Below are 17,303 nucleotides of genomic sequence, written 5' to 3'. Positions count from 1 at the left end.
GATCTGGCACCCCAGTATTTTGTCTTTACGTTGAATGGTAAGAGAAGTCCCTCCACCTGGTGTTGCACGACTCATAAAGCCAGCTTATCCAGAGACTGACTGAAGAATAGGCTGCTCAGAGAGATTGAATGATTGTAAAACGCCCGTTTGAGGGGTGAGGTGATAGCTTCTCAAGTCAAGGCTAGAGAAAGAATCCAGCCTCCGAGAAGGACTTCAATCCTGGCTGAGAGTTCTTCGAGCTCCCTGAGCATTGCATCTATGCTGTCGAGTGCCTTCCCCAGGTCTGGCGGGATGCCGGTGTACGCCCTGAAGGCTTCGATGCTTGTGCAGGAACTGTGGCCTAGAGATCGACGCTGGCATAAACACATGCTTGAACATCGCCAGGAAAGCAGGATACACCCTGCCGGCACCAAGCAAGATCGAAGCCTTCATACCGACACACCAAGGCGTCACACCACTCAACGAGAAGAAAAACACGCCACCAGGAGCCAGAGAATAACCCCAAGAAGAGTAACCCGGGAGCCCGCCCTAGTGTCGCAGAGCGGGTCAGTTATACAAACTCGGTGTAGCCGCACTTGCCGCAGGCCCAGCGCTCTACGGGCTTCTTATGGTGGGCCATTATGGAGCCGCATCTGGGACACTTCTTGTTTTTTAGCTTGATTGTGCCAGTCTTGTAGTCGTACTCGTATAGCTTGTTTATCTCGGCCACCTCTGCTCACCCCTATTGTGTCTGCTGGGTAGCCTGCTGTTCCTGGACTAGCCCATTCCTCTTGAGGATGTATTTTGGCTCGAATGCCTTTGCCCTCTCGATCGAGTCATAGACGTGGAGTAGTGCCCGTGTCACGTAGGAACCATAGGCTGTCACGGCTTTTCGCACCACGACGACTTTGTTTGCTGGGATGGCCAGTGCGTTTTTAACTCTCTCAGCTATCTGTTGTCTGCTAGGGGTTCCTGAGCCGAAATGGTTTATCTCCACGATAATCTCCTGTCTGGGTATCAGCTTGTTGAACCTATCCTTAATGACCTTTATGTCGCCTTGAGACATACTCTCCTTTTCCGGCAATGCTTTTACTCTTTTAAATATTTTCTTGCTTGTCGAGCAGTAAAGATATTTATCCAGCCTCCACGGATTTAAGAACCGGTGATCCATATGGAGGATTTTGACCAGTGGTTTAGGCGTGTTAGAAAGCTAATGGAGGAATTCGACAAAATGTTCGAGGAAATGGTTCGGGAGCCCTTCATCGGAGAAGGGGGAAGGACGCGAGTGATAGGCCCATACTACTACGGGTTCTCAGTCGAGATTGGACCAGACGGGGTGCCTAAGGTGCGTGAGTGGGGTAATATCCGCCCCGGTCCTGTGCGGCCTGTTGTTAAGGAGAGTATCGAGCCTTTCACCGACATATTTGACGAGGGAGACCATTACCGTGTAATCATGGATCTCCCCGGCGTCGAGAAAGAAGAAATCAACATCGAGGCGACTGAGAACTCGCTTGTAGTTTCCACGACTGGCGAGCGGAAATACTACAAGGAGGTTGCCTTCAAGGAGCCGATCAAGCCTGACACAGCGAAGGCACAATACAAGAACGGCGTTCTGACAGTAACTGTAGAGAAGAAGGAGAAGAAGGCAAAGGAGAGGGGAGTAAAGATAAAGATCGAGTAAAGGTCGACCACTGAAATTACATTTTTATTTCTACTTCTTCTCCGAGGCTTGGGGCAATAGCCATCCTGCCGTTTTCCTCAACATGCTTAGCCATGGTCTTCTCGGCCTCCGGCTCCCCGTGTACTAGAAGGAACTTGGCACTATTCTTGGATATCATGATGGACTCTATTAGCTCGCTTCTCCCAGAGTGCGCAGAGAAGTCGAACCATTCTATCCTTGCCTTTACGTTTCCCTTCTTCGTGGGGGAGGCGAAGACCCCAGTCTCGAGAACTTGCCTTGCAGGAGTCTGGGGTATTGCAAAGCTGACGAAGACCACGGCGTTTTTCTCGGCCTCCATTATCTTCTCCATGTACCACTCGCTAGGGCCGCCGTGAAGCATACCCGCGGGCGAGATTATAACTGATGGCTCCTCGACTGCTTTTTTGCGGTCGTTCCAGTCTCTGATTTTCCGCGCCATATCCACAGCCTTCTCGAAGAGCCCTGGATCCCTCAACAGATAGGCATCTTCGAGGATCAGATCGTTTGCGGCTCTTGCCATTCCGTCAACGTACACTCTGTGCGGGAAGTCATACTTGGCTAGTACACATAAGATTTCTTGAGCCCTTCCAACAGCGAAAGAAGGTATTAGGACTGTCCCCCCGCTCTCTACGACTTCGCGTACAGTGTTTATAAATTCTCTTTCGACCCAGTCCCTGGGCGGGTGATCATACTCCGCGTAGGTTGACTCGGTTATGATCAGGTCGGCCCTCGAGAACTCTGACTTGCTTCCCATGCGGAGGAGGCATGTATCGTGAAGCGCGTAGTCGCCGGTGTATAGTATCGTATAGCTTCCCGTGTCTATGCTTATCATTGAGCTCCCTGGGATGTGGCCGGCGTCTGATAGCCGTATCGTGATGCCGTCTATATCGTATTCCTCATTGTATCCCTTCAGTATGGCGTTATCCATGGCCTTCTCCACTTCTGCGTACTCGTAGGGAACATAGTACTTTGAGAGTTTCAGGAAGTCTCTTATTAGAAGGTCGGACAGGCTCAGAGTTAGAGGCGTCATTAGAAGTTGGGGTGAGCCCGAGATGTAAAGCAATGGAACTGCCCCGCTGTGGTCGAGATGTGCATGTGAGACCGCGACAAGGTTTATCTCTCTCGGCTTGACTGGTAGGGGAAACTGTGGTTCTTCACCCTCAAGGCTGACTCCATAGTCTAGCAGTATTTTCTTCCCGTCCTCTAGCTCAACGAGTATCCCTGATCTCCCAACCTCTTGAGCTGCTCCTAGGAGTTTTACTTTCATTAAATTATACCCAGTCAAGCATTTTAAAAACCAAAAATAAAGCTTTTTGATATCTATTGGATGTTCAGGCTATGCTTTGCCGCGAAGTATATGAATCATTGGAGCCCCTCTCAAGCAAAACTCGTGAGAGTAGGGACTTTTTCGGGGAGACCGTAAAGATGTTCGAGTTCGGATCACAGGATCATCCGCCCATCCTCCTAGTGAGTGATTTCTATGGGTGTCCACGTGCGACGGAAGTTATAGCTGACGCAGTGCTAAGGTTTACGGGCGACACACACCTGTTCGTCGTCCCCTGTGTTTTTCCCAGTATTGCCGGGGGGATCAAGACTCTCTCAAGGATAATGACTGGCGTTGAGCTCGTAGACTATGACTTGTTTAGAGAGTCTCTTCTAAAGCAATACAAGCCCATTTTCGACACAGAAGCTCAAACAGTTTTTATTCTGGGAAACGTTGTCCTGGTATTCACAGATGAGGATGAGGTGGGCCAGCTTAGTGAACATCTCGCGAAAGAGTACAAGGATTATTTGATCTTGGGTATACGACGAGATGGATCGGTCAAGGTGCTAAATGTTCCGGGAAGTGAGATTTTAACATCTCCTCTGGAAGTGCTACTTAGGGATCTCCCGGAACCTCTTCTAACGTTATATTTTAGCTGTCGTGATGCAGATGAGTCGTGCTTTATCGTCTCTGAGAGCTATGCAAACGTGCTTGCTGAGCTTTCGGGGCTTGCCACAAGTCAGCTTGACGAAGATATGCTCTGCGTCGAGGGCAGCGATGAGGATAGGTTTACAGCGGGTAGAGGAGTAAAGATCACAACTACTCTCTATGAGAGGTTGTCTGGGAGGCCTGCTAAGGTTATTGAGGTAAGCTTGGGACTGAAGAATTACGTTGAGGTCTCTAAGTCTGTTATAGCTTTGCTAAACGCTTCCTACATTCTTCATGCTCTGCTACGATAGCAAGGAGCGGGGTTACCTGCTAAAATTATATTAAAATTTACTTGTGTAATTAATTCGTGATCCCGTACGAGTTCGAGATAAAGAATATTATTTCACAGCGTGGAATCCCCGTCGAGCCTCACTGTATAATCTCGAGTGAAAACCTTGACAGCCTCGAGTCATGCCTTGACAGTTTTCCTCCCCCTTATGTCGTCAAGGCTCAGGTTAGGGGCTGGGGGAGGGCAAAGGCAGGGCTTATAGGCTTCGCCGATAACGCCGGGGAGGCTAGACGATTAGCCCACGAGTATCTTTCACGTAGCTTTAATGGGAAGCCGGTAAGATATGTCGTAGTTTCCAAACGTATGAGTGTCCAGAGAGAACTCTACTTGTCCATGATGATAGAATACAGTCCTCCCGGGATCCTATTGCTTGCGGCTCGTGAAGGTGGAATAGATGTGGAGTCCCAGGCTTCCTCGGGAGAGCTCCTTAGAATCCGTATTGACCCGTTTGAGGGGCTACGCGCGTATATGGTGCGGCGTACGGCAACGTTTCTCGGAATTCCGCATGAATCCGCACAGGTTATACTGGGAGCCATGTTCTCAACGCTCTGGGATTACAATCTCCACCTGCTCGAGCTTAATCCTCTAGCCGTGACCGAGGAGGGAATATTCGCCTTAGACTCCAAAGCCATTGTAGATGATGATGCCCTCGACATGAACCCGCTTCTTTCTGAGATAAAGAAGCGTTACGAAGCCGAACTCGAGCCCGAGGAAGCCGTGGCCAAGAAGGCGGGCTTCTCGCTGGTCCTGCTCAACGGGGACACAGCGGTGATCGGCAACGGGGCTGGCCTCACTATGGCGACTCTTGACGCAGTTGTATCTCTAGGTGCCAAGCCCGGCCTTTTCCTCGATCTTGGGGGAGGAGCTAGTTCCGAGAGAGTTAAAACAGCCCTAGGAATAGTCTTAGAGAAGTCAAGCGTAAAGCGTATACTAGTAAATATTCTCGGTGGCATAACGCGTTGCGACGAGGTAGCAACAGGGGCACTTGAGGCATTAAGGAATTCAAAGAGGAACGATGTCAAGGTTGTTTTCAGGCTTTCAGGCTTCAAAGAAGAGGAGGGCCGCAGGATACTCAGCGAGGCTGGTATCCCCGCGTATCGTGAGTTCCATGAGGCTCTTAAAGAGGTGGTGAGATAGCATGGGCGTAATCGTGGGTCCTGACACCGTTGTAGTGGTACAGGGTATTACAGGTCGTCAGGGGGCAATGCATACTGAAGAGATGTTAAAGTATGGAACCCGTATCGTCGCAGGAGTCTCGCCTGGAAAGAGGGGGTCGACTGTTCACGGGATCCCTGTATACGATAGTGTCGACGAGGCTGTGAGGAATCATCCTGAGATAAACACTTCTATAATTTTTGTGCCGGCGCCAGCTGCACCGGACGCAGTCTACGAGGCGGTTGACTCTGGGATCAAGAGGATAGTCGTAATCACCGAGCATATACCTGTTCATGAGACCCTTAAATTCGTCTCCTATGCGCGTAGCCGTGATGTTACCATAGTTGGACCGAATACACCAGGTGTTATCACTCCGCCCTACGCTAAGGTCGGCATAATGCCGGGTGAATATTTTAAGCCAGGCCAGGTTGGACTGGTTTCTAGGAGCGGGACCCTTACCTACGAGGTATCGCTTGAGCTTTCCAAGCAGGGTTTTGGTGTTTCTACTGCTATCGGTATAGGGGGTGACCCTGTAACCGGTCTTTCCTTTGAGGACGTGTATCTCTTGTTTCAGCGGGACCAGGCCACTAGGGCAATCGTGTTGATCGGTGAGATTGGGGGAAACAAGGAGGAGAAGTTCGCGGAGTTCTACGCGAAAACTGAGAACAGGAAGCCCGTAATTGCCTTTATAGCTGGGAGAAGCGCTCCGCCTGGAAAAAAGATGGGTCACGCTGGTGCGATTGTGTATGGACGTCAAGGCACTTATGAAAGTAAGGTTGAGGCTTTGACGCGTGCAGGGATAATGGTTGCGCGTACCCTCGAAGAGATACCTGTGCTTCTCAAGCAGGCTCTATGAGAGTCCCTATGTCCTCGCCTTCAATGGCTCTTATTATGTTTTCAGGTGGGTCGCCCTTTAGAACTCTTGTATGAATCTTGGCTCTCTTAATTATCTGTAGCGTGAGTGAGTCAAACAGCCTGTATTCTCCTGCCTTCTGAACCTTTGAAAATATGTCAATGAGGGAATCAATGCTCACGCTTTTGAGGAGCTTGGCGCTGGGATCACGCTTAGGGTCTGCCGTATACACCCCCTCAACGTCCGTCGCGATTATGAGTTGACTGCCAGTGGCCTCGGCAGCTAGTGCTGAAACCGTTGTTGTCGATTGTCCGGGTTGAAGACCCCCCATAAATATCACCGGGAGCGCTGACGCAACAATCCTGGCTAATTCCTCTAGCGAGCTAGGTATAACGGGGAACGTCTTATAATATATTGAGTGGAGTAAGGCAGCGTTTAGACGCGAGGCGAGTATACCCAGCTGGTCGAGGGCTGACTCGTTCTCTACATAGGGGCGGGCTTGGTGTATGTACTTCCTGGCAGTAACTCCTCCCCCCACGACGACGATTATCTTGGTATCGTCTTTAGCAGCTTCACGAAGCACTGTAAGAGTGTTCTTCACGAAGTCTATCTTGACCAACCCATCATCGTCGAATAAGAGGCTGCCCCCGAGCTTTACAACGAACCTCTTCATCGTCTCGTCTTGTCAAATGCTCAAAAGTAATAAAAACTTATTAGGTTTGTTTAACCGCGTAAGGGGTTCATAATGAGTACGCAGACTCACGTTGAGATCGAGCGCTACAAGATTGAGAAGCTCATAGAAGAGTTAAAGAAAAAAGAGGGGAGAGGTACTGAGCTCGTCTCCCTCTATATCCCAGCCGGCAGACCTATCGCTGACGTTTTGAACACGCTTAACTATGAGTACGCTACTGCCTCCAACATTAAGGATAGGACGACGAGGCATCACGTGCTAGATGCACTGGCAACGATTATTAACAGGCTTAAACTGTTCCGGGAAACTCCTCCTAACGGACTTGTCATGTTTGCAGGATATACGGCGAGTGATGTTCCTGGCCGCGAAAAGATGGAGGTCTATGTATTGGAGCCTCCGCAAAAGCTAAAGGTGTGGCTTTACCGTTGCGACTCGAAGTTCTACACAGAGATTCTTGAAGACATGATTAAGGTCAGAGATGTTTATGCGTTGATACTTATCGAGAGGGATGAGGCAGCAATAGCCATCCTACGGGGGAAAAGCCTTGAAATAGTCGATGAACTAACCTCTGGGATACCTGGAAAACACCGGGCCGGAGGACAGTCAGCTCGGCGTTTTGAGCGAATCCGTGAACAACTGGTGCATGAGTTTTATAAGAGAGTTGGGGAGCACGCTAACAAGATACTTTTACCAATCAAGGACGAGTTGAAGGGGATTATAATCGGGGGACCCGGCCTCTCCAAGAACGAGTTCGCGGAGGGGGACTACCTGCACTACGAGTTAAAGAACAAGATTATCGGTATATTTGACACAGGCTACGGAGGGGCTGCGGGTGTATATGAACTCCTCGAGAGGGCTAAGGATCTTATAAAGGATGTACAGTTTATGAGGGAGAGAGAAGTTGTTAATGAGTTTCTGTATCACCTCTCACGCGACGACGGGCTTATAACCTATGGTGAAGAGGAGGTTCGAGAAGCCCTAAAGAACAACGCTGTGGAAAAACTGCTTATCTCGGAATCGCTTAACAAGACACGCGTCAAGGCAGCCTGTAAGGTTTGCAGGCACGAGTTTACAACTACCGTGCAGGGTGAAGGCCAGATGCAGCTGCTTAAATGTCCTAAGTGTGGGGGCGAAGTGGAAATTCTAGAGGCCAAGGACATTGTCGAGGAGCTGGCCGAGCTGGCCGAGCAGGGGGGAGCCGAGGTAATATTGATCTCAGACCAGTCAAGTGAGGGGAAAGAGTTCCTTAGAACGTTTGGAGGCATTGGGGCAATACTAAGATACCGCTTGCAAAGGTAGCTTTACCGGATCCTTCCACGTTTGATGGAGTTCCTTGATTCAAAAATCGGTTTCTCATTACATCGCGAGATCAATTGATCTATATTTTTGGGGTTCTAGTATGTCTTCCCCGCTTCTCATTCCTCGAGGATGCTTTCAAGAGTGTCTCTGTGCTCTTCTAGCTCTCTGAGCATCGCTTCTATGCTGTCGAGTGTCTTCCTGTAGTCTGGGGGGATGGCCGCGTATATCCTTAGGGAGGCGATGCGTGTGCGTCGAATGTTCACCTCCTCGACCGCCTCGCTCAGGGCGTACCACGCCCTCCTTGCATGGTTCACCTGAAAAGCCTGTATAGCCCCTACATCCTCTTCTAGGAAAAAAAAAGAGTAGAGGGGGCTGAGCCCCGGCGATGAAGCCCGTGATGAAATAGTCCTCCCGATGAGGCCCGAGCCCAACCCGCTCCGGGCCAATGATTAAGATCCGAACCACTGGTATAAACCTTACCACCTATATAAGCCTTACCGCAGAGCCGGGGCCCAGCCCTCTCCCAGGGGGTTGCTTTGGGGAGAGGTGGATCGCGGAGAAGGCACAGGAGTACGGCGTCAAGATCCACCGCGGCCTCTACAAGTGCCCCCGGTGCGGCCTCGAGGCCAACGCGGACATAAACGCATGCTTGAACATTGCCAGGAAGGCCGGCTACACCCTGCCGGCACCAAGCAAGATAGAAGCCTTCATACCGACACACCAAGGCGTAGTGGCCGCCACCGAGAAGAAAAAGACAACCACCGGGAGCCAAAGAATAACCCCTAGGAGGGGTAACCGGGAGCCCGCCCTAGTGGCGCAGGGTGGATCAGTCATTAAGAGTCATTTATAACAATAATTAAGGCCGAGACTTCTATTAGTGTATGAATGCTTAAGCGCGAGTTGGAGCGTGTCCTTAACACGGTGCCTCATCACCCGAGTCCAAAAGCTGAGCTGGAACAGTATGCTACGCCATCAACACTAGCCGCAACCCTTCTATGGCTAGCTGAACACCACTTCGGGGACATTGCTGACAAGGTTGTCGCGGACCTGGGTGCGGGTACTGGAAGGCTTGGGATAGGTGCTGCTCTTCTAGGCGCATATAAGGTCGTGCTTGTCGAGGTGGATGATGAGAGTATCCGACAGGCATGGACTTGGGTTAAGGACTACGGTATTGACATACGCTTCGACGCACTTGTTGCCGACGTAAACAATCTCCCGTTGCGTTCAGGGTTTTTATTCGACACGGTCGTACAGAACCCTCCTTTCGGGGTTCACAGGAGGGGGGCTGACATGGCGTTCTTGAGAACCGCTTCTCGCGTAGCGAGGGTGGTCTACTCTATCCACAAGGAATCAAGTATTGATTACGTTGTTGAGAATGCTATAGGTTGGGGGTTTAAAGTATTGAAAGTCTACAGCGAGAAGATATGTTTGCCGTGGATGTTCGAGTGGCATAAGAAGAGAAGACATTGTTTTCCGGTCGTCGTTATACGCCTGGAGAGAGTGTAAAGCTGATTGATTATATATACCCGAGAAATTACTATGGTGGTAATATGAGTGAGGGCGACATAGTTGTACCCGGAGATGCTCTAGGCGTCGAAGAAGAGTATCTTCCCGGGTACGGGGTATATGTTGATGGAGGGTATTTGAAGGCTAAACTTGTCGGAACCCCTCAACTAGATATGATTCACCGTGTCCTCGAGTTAAAGTCTGTTAAACGTACGGCTTTACCCTTATCACCGAAGGACATAGTGTATGCGAGCGTTGAGTTCATCCGGGACCCTGTTGCTTACGTGAGGATCTTTTATGTTGAAAATAAGAAAACAGAGCTGCAGCCACCTGTCTCCGGAGTACTGACGGTTTCAAACATCTCCTCATCAAGGGTGAAAAGCCTCTACGACGTCATAGGCTATGGGGACATACTTAGGGCCTATGTAGCTGAACCTGGGGGACCACCATACCTGTTATCGATTAAAGGACGGGAGTACGGCGTCTTGGTTGCCCGGTGCCCTAAGTGCCTTACTCCCATGAAGCTGAGGGGGCTACGGTTGGTCTGTCCAGCTTGTAGGGCCAAGGCTCGGAGGAAGACTAGTAGTAAGTACGCCCTGAGGGGTTAGTTTTTGAGGGGGACTACCTTTACGCTTGTCTTCTCGTCTCCCGAGGAAGCATTGGAGTTTCTCGAGATGCTTGAGAGAATTCTGCCTGGGAAGAGTTTTCTAGGCGAGCTCAAGACTAACAAGGTTAAAGTTTTTGTCCCTGAGTCGGAGAACTCTGAGCAGGTTATTCGTAAAATCAGAGAGCTGTATAATCAGAAGAGAAGGCCTTACGCTTATGGCCTTGTGAAAGACTATGATATTTCCACCGTTTTTTCCTTGTCAAGACTTGAGCAGCCTATTCCTCTTTCGCTTCTCATAACTACCCTGAGGATACAGGGGTACAAGGCAGAGGCGGTTAGAGATAAGCTGCGTACCAATGCCCCTCTGGACCAGCTCACGAAAATGGTTGAAAAGCTTTCAAAACTTTACGGTGAGCTTCTCGAGATAAAGGCAACTGCTCAAGCCCGCCGCCTAATAGCGTTGTACTCGCTGACAAAAAACCTCCCTACGGAGGAGGCGATCAGACAGCTGTCAGAACAGGGATTCTTGACGGAGGATCGTGGAAGGATATCCCTCAAGCTCAATTATGAGACGGCGCTAAGAATAATCTTCCAGAAAACCTAGATTATCCGTGAGAGACCTCTATCTGTAAGCCTTAGTCTTATCCTTTCGTTGAAGGATCTCATGTAATCGCTGACTTTGACCAGTTTAAGCGCCATGTCTGAGGGCTTTACGCGTATAATGCTCGCATGTTCAAGGTTTGTAGTGTTTTGCCCGTCAACTGACATGAGAGCAGGTAACGTCATAACTTGAAGCTCTATTTCATGGGAATATGTTATTAAGGGTTTGATCAATGGTGAGAGCACGCCGGGAAAAACAACCTCGAGAACGGGAGTGTCAGGTGGCATTATTATTGGTGAGCCATATGAGAGAGCATGCGCAGTGCTTCCCGCCGCTGTTGCTACTATTATACCGTCTGATCTAGCATGGTAGAGTTTTTCACCCCCCACACTAACCTCGAACTCGATTAGCCTGCCAGTGTGCGGCCAGACAGATAACTCGTTGAGAAAAACCCCCTTAAATCTCTCGGCGACGTATTCTCCAAGCCTTACGCTTTCCACCCCGTACTTTCCTGAAAAAATGTTTGCTAGAACTTTCGGGTAGTCTTCCACTTTATAGTAAAGGAAGAAACCCACACCAATTACGGTGAAGCCGATTACAGGTGGTAGTCGGCCATTACTCTTTTGGACGGAGCGTAAGAGAGCCCCATCACCTCCCAAAATTATCGCAAAATCCGCACGCTCAGCTTCTGACTCAGGAAGAACCTCCCTCCTTAACACGTGCCCTAGAACAGGATCTACGTAAACCTCGACTCCGTTATTCTCGAGAAAAGAATCCAACTTTTTCACCCAGTCAAGTATATTAGAGTCTATACCGCTCGACTTTACCCATACACGCATAACTGCTCTAGAATTAAATTCTTGGTTGTTTTAAAAAATCTTGACTAGGCTCGGGCCCTCGTGACTCTTTTGAGATATTCGCTGAGCGGTTCTCTTATAACTATTCCTTTGCCCGATACAATGTCGAAGACGTACTTGCTTGGTTTTACTGGGGCCCATCTGGCCTTCCTTATATACATTATACGCTCAACGTTACCGTATATCTCCTCGATTCCAAGGACAATTATTCCAGATGCTAGAAACTCTTCTACCCCGAATCTGCTCAGCTTGGAGCTGCCGGTGGGTATTTCACTCGTCATTACGGTTGTAAGTTCTCCAGTCTTCTCGATCGCAAAAACCATTTCTCTTAGAAACTCTCTAGCGTAGAGAACGTCCTCCTCCCTGCCTCCGTATACTAGGGGCGCAATGGGGTCTATAACGAGCCTCTTCGCATTTATCCTTTTTGCGGCGTTGAGTATTTGCTCGATTATGTAACGAGGTTCAATATGTTTCCTTTCTTCACGCATGTATATCTTGCTAAAGTGTGTTCTCATATCTAGGAACATTAACTTACGCGAGGATATCAGGTCGCCTAAATCCCAGCCGAAGAGCCTAAGCCCCCTTAAAAGCTGATTTGTAGGCTCGTCAATAGCTATGTATAGTCCGGGCTCGCCCTGAAGAGCGCCATGTATTAGAAACTGGACTGAGAGGATCGTTTTTCCACAGCCTGCTTCACCAGCTACGAGGTACGTTTTACCTCGGAGGAAACCTCCTGCGAGGATCTCGTCGAGACCCGGTACGCCGGTCGGTGCGAAAAGATCTAGTCGGCGTGTCATGAGCCCTGTATTCGAGACCAGGGATCCTGTCTCGTATCCTGTGTATTCCGGAGAGGGATTATAGTAGTCTTCCACTGGCTCCTCGGGCTCTGCTCTGGCTACAGGTGTGGCATAGGCTACCTGTTCGACTGGAGAATTAGCAACCGGAATTGCGACCGGTGTCGATGTGGGTTCAGCCGTTGCTTCAGGAACGGGGGGCTGAGGTGCTTGAGTGTCTCCAAAGAGGCACGGAGGGTGTAGTGGATCCGGAACCTGTGTTTTTAGCTTGAGACAGTATGACCTTGAGGCTATATATAGCGGGCAATTATTACATGTTCTCGGCTTTCTCAGCCCATTCGCCACGCTAAATCACTGTTCTAGTTTTTAGAAAACCTAGAATATATATGTATGTTTTTCAATCTGGCGTTTCTAATTCGACTATCATCGATAAAAGCCTTAGAAAAGTGTTGAAGGCCGCTCTAAAAGAGGAGAGACGTTCAGCTTCTATACACACCTGAAGCATTTCCCCCTCGTATTCTACAGAAGATTTCGACTTATACCTTCTAGTCCCAAGTGTTTCTGGCTGTAATGCCTTGAAAACGTTGACGAGCGAGTCATCGCCATAAACGTATATGCACCCCTTATATGCGTGGTGCTTCATATCCAATCCTCGCGAAATTCGTTAAAAATAAGTTTTTATCTTTCTCACCAGGAGCTTCGGCCCGATAGGCTCCCCCATCTCCAGGAACTTTAAAACCAATGTAATGCCTTTAGATTCCACTCTTTCCACTGCAATTACACGCGAGTAAGATGTGAAGCTCCTCAAGTCTTCCAGCGAGTATCTGCCCAGGTATACTGTGTCGAATGCTAACGCAATGTCCTCTCCGTACTCTTCGCTTGAGCCTATGGAAACCACTGGTAACTTTGTCTCAGGAGTTTTAGGTCTGTTACTCACTCGAGAGAAAACCACTCCTCTAAGTCTTAAACTTAGAATCTGTTCGCTGGTCCCGTCATCGCTGATCTTAAGGAATGAAACACCCGCCGGGTTTCCGTGAAGCCCGCGACCTACAATAATTACACGCGACGCTCTCATGCTTTGTGCTAGTAGAGCTACCTCATTCATGCTCATTTTACCCCTGTTTATCCTCCTTGCGTATCCTAGTACCCATGCTAGCTCCTTTGCAAGCCTCCTTACGGGTGGAGTTGCATGTCGAGTCGTTGTAACTAGAATCACAAAGAGTCACTCTAAATCAGGTTCTTTGTAAATCCTTATATGTACTTATCATTACTCTACCCTCGTTTCAACCTTAGCATACTCCTTGTAACGAGAAAAATTTATCTTACCCCCCACCTAAGCTTCACGAGGGCCCGTAGCGCAGTCAGGAAGCGCGGCGGCCACGCTCTAGGAGCGCCGCAGTTCTATGTGCTGGCGCGAAGCCAGCCGCAGGTCCCGGGTTCAAATCCCGGCGGGCCCGCTCATATTCTAGCTTCGTGTTTTGAACATAAATTTTGAGAAACATAAGCGCTGGTTGCAAGGTTAATCATGTCTCACTATACTGTGAAAAGTGTTTGACTTGCACTTAGGACAATAGATGTATATCTTTTTAAACTCGTAAAGGTTGAAGCCCACATCCAGTATTTTTTCATTCCCGCAGCTTTCACACTTCAGAATCCAGCGTGTCATTAACAATCACCTCTGAGTATTTGAGGTTTGAGTCAGTGGCTGCTCGCACGCTCATACATCGCATAATAAGTATCTTCATCATCCCATCCATACTTTAAATTCGAGTTTAAAAACCTGAGGGTGCTATCTAAGCCTTATAATGTTTATACCTGATACCTTGGTTGTCAGCTCTTCAGCCTGCGTCGTAACTATGACCTGTGGTATGTCCTCACTCTCGGCGAGGGTTGTAAGGAAAGCCAGCTTTATCTCATCGTCAACGTTAGGTAGTGGTTCGTCTAGCATTATGAATCCAGCTTTGTGTCTGGTCTGCGAGTATATAGCGAGGAGTACTGAGAGTATTACTATTGTTTTCTGACCGTCGCTTAACAGCTCGTTAAACTTGTATCTACCACTACCTGTATTCACATATATGTCATAGTAGCTTGCCGGTGGAGCCCCCTTTCTAGTGTATTTTTCAATTATTTCCAGCTCTACGGAGCGGATACTCTCCGATGGGTAAACTTTTCTTATAATTTCATTTATTCTCCTGTTCAGAGCTTCAATCTTTTCGCGCCGTTGCTTATCGAGAATTTGTCTAACAGTGTTTCTCACTTTTTCTAGCTTGACGTAAAGGTTTTCAAGGTTTGATATCTTGGATTCGAGTCCGGAGATTTCCCTGCTAAGTTCTTCGAGGTGCTGTTCAACGTAAGATTCTTCCAGCGCGCTGAGCTCTGCCTCGACTTTTGTTAATGCGTCGGTTGCCTGTTTTTCCTCTTCTTTCAGTTTCGTGTACTGGGTAAAGTAGGGTTCTAACTCTTTCCTTTGTTCTTCAAGCTCAGCAATTTCCTTCTCGGTCTTCAGAATCTCGAGGCTTAATGAATACTCGTTTAATTTTCTTTTTAGATCACCTATCTTTTCATCTAAACTCGTCAGGACGGCGGAGATACTCCTATATTCGTGTTCTTTGCCTTTTATCACTAACTCGTCCTCTCTTATCTCCTCTTCTAGATCCTCTTTCCTCTGAATAAAATCTCTATACCTGTCATAGTCGGGCTCACGGCTAACAAGTGTGACTTTTAGCCCTCTTATATCCTCAAGTAGAGCGCGTAGCTCTTTGAGCCTTTTCTCGTTTTCCTGTATTTTCTTCTCGTAATCTAGTACTTGTTTTGCGATTTGGCTTAACTCGCTCCTTAACTCGTCTATAATCGAGGAATCAATTTGGGAGCCACAAACTGGACAGGTTACGCTAGTCCGGCGTAGGGCACTCTCGGCCAGGGACTGTTTAAGCTGCTGGATGCTCTTCAGCTGTTGTAGTTTTTTCATATTTTCGCGAAGTTCCTCCTCAATTTTCTTAAACTCTTTCTCCAGCTTTTCTTGTGTCCCATACTTAGCTTCCAGCTCTTGTAGCCTCTCCTCAGCCTCCTCGTACTCGGATATAATCGGCTCGAGCTCGACAAGCAGTTTTTCCAATCCTCTCAGCTCGCCTCTCCTCTGCTCGAGCTCGTTAACCGAGCTCTGGAAAGCCTCCCAGACCCTGTCATACCTCCTCCAAGCATCGTCCAGCAGCTTTTCCAGTAATGCAACTGTTTGGTGGAGATTTTCACTCGAAACCTGTACTTTTTCGAGAGTATTGAAGTAATCCTGTGAAACCACGAGCTTCTCGAAAACGTCCCGCAACTCACGTTTGACATACTCCACTTCTTCCATTATCCTGTAGGGGTCTAGTTCAGAGGGTGAGTGTTTGATTTTCTCTCTGAGCCTGTTAGCGTAGTTTTTATTGTCCTCGATTTTACGGCTTAGGTCTAAATAGTTTCTTACAGGCTCCTCAAGTTGTTTAAGCTGACCCTGAATGTCGGATAGCCGTTTTTGAAGCTCACTTTTCTTTGATTCAAGCTCTCGTTTCCTTGTTTTGACACGAGAGTAATTTTCCTCTGTCTCACTGTACTCTCTTCTCAGGTCTTCAAGATTTCTGCGTAGCTCATCAACTTCTTTCTTAATCCTTCTGGGATTGAGGGACTCGTAGAAAGCCCTTATGGATCTAATCCCTAGAAGAATGTCGAGGGCCCTACTCCTTGAGGCCTGACGCCCATAGGCCAACATATGCACGAGAACATATCCAAGCGAAACGGAACGTATAAACTCCTGAAAGTCTAGCCCTAGAAGCTCCTCGATTATTGCTTCAACTTCCACTGATCCGTTTACAACATCACCTTGGGGTGTTTTTAGAAATACTGTTTCGCGTAGCCTGCCCCCGCTTCTATCAAGGCTCCTACCTACCTGGTACAATCCATCCCCTGGAACCTCAAGGGTTAGCTGAACCTCGGCTCTCTCACATTCAACGTTTATAAGGCTCTCGCGCTGATAGAGATTCATTGCGGTGTTAAAGTCGAAACCATATAATGCGAACTGAATTGCGGAAAGTATGCTAGACTTCCCGGATCCCACGGGACCTACGACAACGGTTACACCGTCGGGAAATTCAAACATCCTTTGACTTCTAAATCCTCTGAAACAGTTGACTTCAAGCCTCCGTAGCTTCGCTTTCAATGTTCCCAGCCTCTAAAAGCTCGGCTATTCGTCTTCGTACGCCTCTTGACCCCTCCTGAACATATCTTTCAAGCAAGCTTAAAGCGATGCTTAAAGCCTCCTGATCGTCGCCAAGCAATTCCTTTAACTCCTCTCGAATGCTCTCCTCTAATCCCTTACCCATATGCCTGACAGACATTGCTTCAACCACCGCCTGCTCTACGCCTACTCAAAACACTCAGCCACGGATTGTCCTTGACGAAATCCGGTATCTTCTCCTCAGAATCAACCGTAGAAGGCCTGGCTATGTTCTCTGAAGGCATCTCTGGACGCTCTGAGCTCGGATTAGCAGGTAACCGCACCTCCTCTGAGAGTCTCGGCTGTATGATCCTTTCAACGACGGGGCTTTTAGGTTGAACAGGCTTCTGGATTCTCAAGCTTGAAGACATTACTTCGACAGTGTCTCCATGAGCATAGACCTCTATAAGCCCAACGCCTTTCTCCTTGAGAATTTCACGTGTGCGTTTCGCTATGTATATGAGCTTCTTGGAGGGTATCGCGAGATAAACGTAGTCTGCGTCAATCTCCTCTGCTTCATGAGCTTCATGTGTTACCTCGGTGTTTACGTAACTTATCGGAATTCTAGAAGATATCAGACGTACGGCGAGGCGAGCCCCCGTCGAGTCTACGCCAATTATCTCGATAGTATTGTCACGTGCAGAAACCCTGTCCACTCTACCCCTCTTCACATCTACTATGAACTTTTTAATATAATCAACATACATCAAGTCTTCACGGCTAAGAGTAGCCTCTTTCGACTCAACCCCCAT

24 protein-coding genes and 1 tRNA gene are annotated in these 17,303 nt (G+C 48.5%); 11 read left to right on the top strand and 14 right to left on the bottom strand.

Annotated features, from left to right (window positions below; all coding sequences use genetic code 11):
* Positions 1–170: 170 nt before the first annotated feature.
* Positions 171–368, bottom strand: a complete 198-nt coding sequence (locus tag MA03_RS08790; RefSeq protein ID WP_191118514.1) for a hypothetical protein — start codon at positions 366–368, stop codon at positions 171–173.
* Between the two features lie 2 nt (positions 369–370).
* Between MA03_RS08790 and MA03_RS09025 the strand changes: the two genes are divergently transcribed.
* Positions 371–499, top strand: coding sequence for a hypothetical protein (locus MA03_RS09025; protein ID WP_257719662.1), 129 nt, complete (start codon positions 371–373; stop codon positions 497–499).
* Positions 500–550: 51 nt separating this feature from the next.
* Here MA03_RS09025 and MA03_RS07045 read toward each other — a convergent pair whose 3' ends face one another.
* Both MA03_RS07045 and MA03_RS07040 read right to left on the bottom strand, forming a co-directional pair.
* Positions 551–709 (bottom strand): 30S ribosomal protein S27ae, encoded by a 159-nt coding sequence (locus MA03_RS07045; RefSeq protein WP_052884574.1) that lies wholly within the window; start codon positions 707–709, stop codon positions 551–553.
* Between the two features lie 12 nt (positions 710–721).
* Positions 722–1,045 (bottom strand): 30S ribosomal protein S24e, encoded by a 324-nt coding sequence (locus MA03_RS07040; protein ID WP_191118513.1) that lies wholly within the window; start codon positions 1,043–1,045, stop codon positions 722–724.
* A gap of 105 nt (positions 1,046–1,150) precedes the next feature.
* Here MA03_RS07040 and hsp20 point away from each other — a divergent pair, with 105 nt between their 5' ends.
* A complete protein-coding gene (gene hsp20 / locus MA03_RS07035; protein WP_052884572.1) occupies positions 1,151–1,660 on the top strand; it encodes an archaeal heat shock protein Hsp20 in 510 nt (169 codons plus the stop codon).
* A 16-nt stretch (positions 1,661–1,676) separates the two neighbouring features.
* On the opposite strand, the gene MA03_RS07030 is transcribed toward hsp20, so the two are convergent.
* Positions 1,677–2,945, bottom strand: a complete 1,269-nt coding sequence (locus MA03_RS07030; RefSeq protein ID WP_052884571.1) for an MBL fold metallo-hydrolase — start codon at positions 2,943–2,945, stop codon at positions 1,677–1,679.
* 56 nt (positions 2,946–3,001) lie between these two features.
* Between MA03_RS07030 and MA03_RS07025 the strand changes: the two genes are divergently transcribed.
* The 3 genes from MA03_RS07025 to sucD are packed head-to-tail and all read left to right on the top strand — an operon-like array spanning position 3,002 to position 5,950.
* Positions 3,002–3,901: a hypothetical protein gene (locus MA03_RS07025; protein WP_191118512.1), complete on the top strand. Its 900-nt coding sequence runs from the start codon at positions 3,002–3,004 to the stop codon at positions 3,899–3,901.
* A 56-nt stretch (positions 3,902–3,957) separates the two neighbouring features.
* Complete coding sequence (locus tag MA03_RS07020; RefSeq protein WP_052884569.1) at positions 3,958–5,076, top strand: succinate--CoA ligase subunit beta; 1,119 nt, start codon at positions 3,958–3,960, stop codon at positions 5,074–5,076.
* Position 5,077: 1 nt separating this feature from the next.
* Positions 5,078–5,950, top strand: coding sequence for a succinate--CoA ligase subunit alpha (sucD, locus tag MA03_RS07015; protein WP_052884568.1), 873 nt, complete (start codon positions 5,078–5,080; stop codon positions 5,948–5,950).
* On the opposite strand, the gene pyrH is transcribed toward sucD, so the two are convergent.
* A complete protein-coding gene (pyrH, locus tag MA03_RS07010; protein WP_052884567.1) occupies positions 5,934–6,620 on the bottom strand; it encodes a UMP kinase in 687 nt (228 codons plus the stop codon). The two genes, sucD and pyrH, sit on opposite strands and share 17 nt — an antisense overlap.
* 72 nt (positions 6,621–6,692) lie before the next feature.
* Between pyrH and prf1 the strand changes: the two genes are divergently transcribed.
* A complete protein-coding gene (prf1, locus tag MA03_RS07005; RefSeq protein WP_052884566.1) occupies positions 6,693–7,937 on the top strand; it encodes a peptide chain release factor aRF-1 in 1,245 nt (414 codons plus the stop codon).
* A 116-nt stretch (positions 7,938–8,053) separates the two neighbouring features.
* Here prf1 and MA03_RS07000 read toward each other — a convergent pair whose 3' ends face one another.
* A complete protein-coding gene (locus MA03_RS07000) occupies positions 8,054–8,383 on the bottom strand; it encodes a hypothetical protein (RefSeq protein WP_052884565.1) in 330 nt (109 codons plus the stop codon).
* Here MA03_RS07000 and MA03_RS06995 point away from each other — a divergent pair.
* The 4 genes from MA03_RS06995 to MA03_RS06980 are packed head-to-tail and all read left to right on the top strand — an operon-like array spanning position 8,383 to position 10,654.
* Positions 8,383–8,787 (top strand): zinc ribbon domain-containing protein, encoded by a 405-nt coding sequence (locus MA03_RS06995; protein ID WP_052884564.1) that lies wholly within the window; start codon positions 8,383–8,385, stop codon positions 8,785–8,787. The two genes, MA03_RS07000 and MA03_RS06995, sit on opposite strands and share 1 nt — an antisense overlap.
* Positions 8,788–8,822: 35 nt before the next feature.
* On the top strand, positions 8,823–9,443 hold the full coding sequence (locus MA03_RS06990; protein ID WP_052884563.1) for an METTL5 family protein: 621 nt from the start codon (positions 8,823–8,825) through the stop codon (positions 9,441–9,443).
* Between the two features lie 44 nt (positions 9,444–9,487).
* Positions 9,488–10,051 (top strand): exosome complex RNA-binding protein Csl4, encoded by a 564-nt coding sequence (locus MA03_RS06985; protein WP_052884562.1) that lies wholly within the window; start codon positions 9,488–9,490, stop codon positions 10,049–10,051.
* Between the two features lie 3 nt (positions 10,052–10,054).
* The gene (locus MA03_RS06980) at positions 10,055–10,654 is read left to right on the top strand and encodes a DUF2067 family protein (RefSeq protein ID WP_052884561.1); all 600 of its coding nucleotides are present in this window, start codon (positions 10,055–10,057) and stop codon (positions 10,652–10,654) included.
* Here MA03_RS06980 and MA03_RS06975 read toward each other — a convergent pair.
* The 4 genes from MA03_RS06975 to MA03_RS06960 are packed head-to-tail and all read right to left on the bottom strand — an operon-like array spanning position 10,651 to position 13,518.
* A complete protein-coding gene (locus MA03_RS06975) occupies positions 10,651–11,490 on the bottom strand; it encodes an NAD(+)/NADH kinase (RefSeq protein WP_052884560.1) in 840 nt (279 codons plus the stop codon). The two genes, MA03_RS06980 and MA03_RS06975, sit on opposite strands and share 4 nt — an antisense overlap.
* Before the next feature lie 44 nt (positions 11,491–11,534).
* Positions 11,535–12,647 carry an ATPase domain-containing protein gene (locus MA03_RS06970; protein WP_236944864.1) on the bottom strand — a complete coding sequence of 371 codons (1,113 nt, stop codon included), beginning with the start codon at positions 12,645–12,647 and terminating at the stop codon, positions 11,535–11,537.
* A 52-nt stretch (positions 12,648–12,699) separates the two neighbouring features.
* The gene (locus MA03_RS06965; RefSeq protein ID WP_052884559.1) at positions 12,700–12,945 is read right to left on the bottom strand and encodes a KEOPS complex subunit Pcc1; all 246 of its coding nucleotides are present in this window, start codon (positions 12,943–12,945) and stop codon (positions 12,700–12,702) included.
* A 21-nt stretch (positions 12,946–12,966) separates the two neighbouring features.
* Complete coding sequence (locus tag MA03_RS06960; RefSeq protein WP_052884558.1) at positions 12,967–13,518, bottom strand: hypothetical protein; 552 nt, start codon at positions 13,516–13,518, stop codon at positions 12,967–12,969.
* A gap of 130 nt (positions 13,519–13,648) precedes the next feature.
* Here MA03_RS06960 and MA03_RS06955 point away from each other — a divergent pair.
* Positions 13,649–13,759, top strand: a tRNA-Arg gene (locus MA03_RS06955).
* Positions 13,760–13,821: 62 nt separating this feature from the next.
* Here MA03_RS06955 and MA03_RS08785 read toward each other — a convergent pair.
* From MA03_RS08785 to MA03_RS06940, 4 genes are all read right to left on the bottom strand, one after another.
* A complete protein-coding gene (locus MA03_RS08785; protein ID WP_191118510.1) occupies positions 13,822–13,968 on the bottom strand; it encodes a hypothetical protein in 147 nt (48 codons plus the stop codon).
* 123 nt (positions 13,969–14,091) lie between these two features.
* On the bottom strand, positions 14,092–16,494 hold the full coding sequence (locus MA03_RS06950) for an AAA family ATPase (protein ID WP_191118509.1): 2,403 nt from the start codon (positions 16,492–16,494) through the stop codon (positions 14,092–14,094).
* The gene (locus tag MA03_RS06945) at positions 16,469–16,672 is read right to left on the bottom strand and encodes a hypothetical protein (RefSeq protein WP_191118508.1); all 204 of its coding nucleotides are present in this window, start codon (positions 16,670–16,672) and stop codon (positions 16,469–16,471) included. The genes MA03_RS06950 and MA03_RS06945 overlap by 26 nt, the downstream gene beginning before the upstream one ends.
* Before the next feature lie 4 nt (positions 16,673–16,676).
* Complete coding sequence (locus tag MA03_RS06940; RefSeq protein ID WP_052884555.1) at positions 16,677–17,303, bottom strand: hypothetical protein; 627 nt, start codon at positions 17,301–17,303, stop codon at positions 16,677–16,679.

It is taken from the genome of Thermofilum uzonense, assembly GCF_000993805.1.
Classification (GTDB): domain Archaea; phylum Thermoproteota; class Thermoprotei; order Thermofilales; family Thermofilaceae; genus Thermofilum; species Thermofilum uzonense.
Note: the sequence above shows the minus strand (reverse complement) of the source record. Positions and strands in the feature narration are given on the sequence as shown.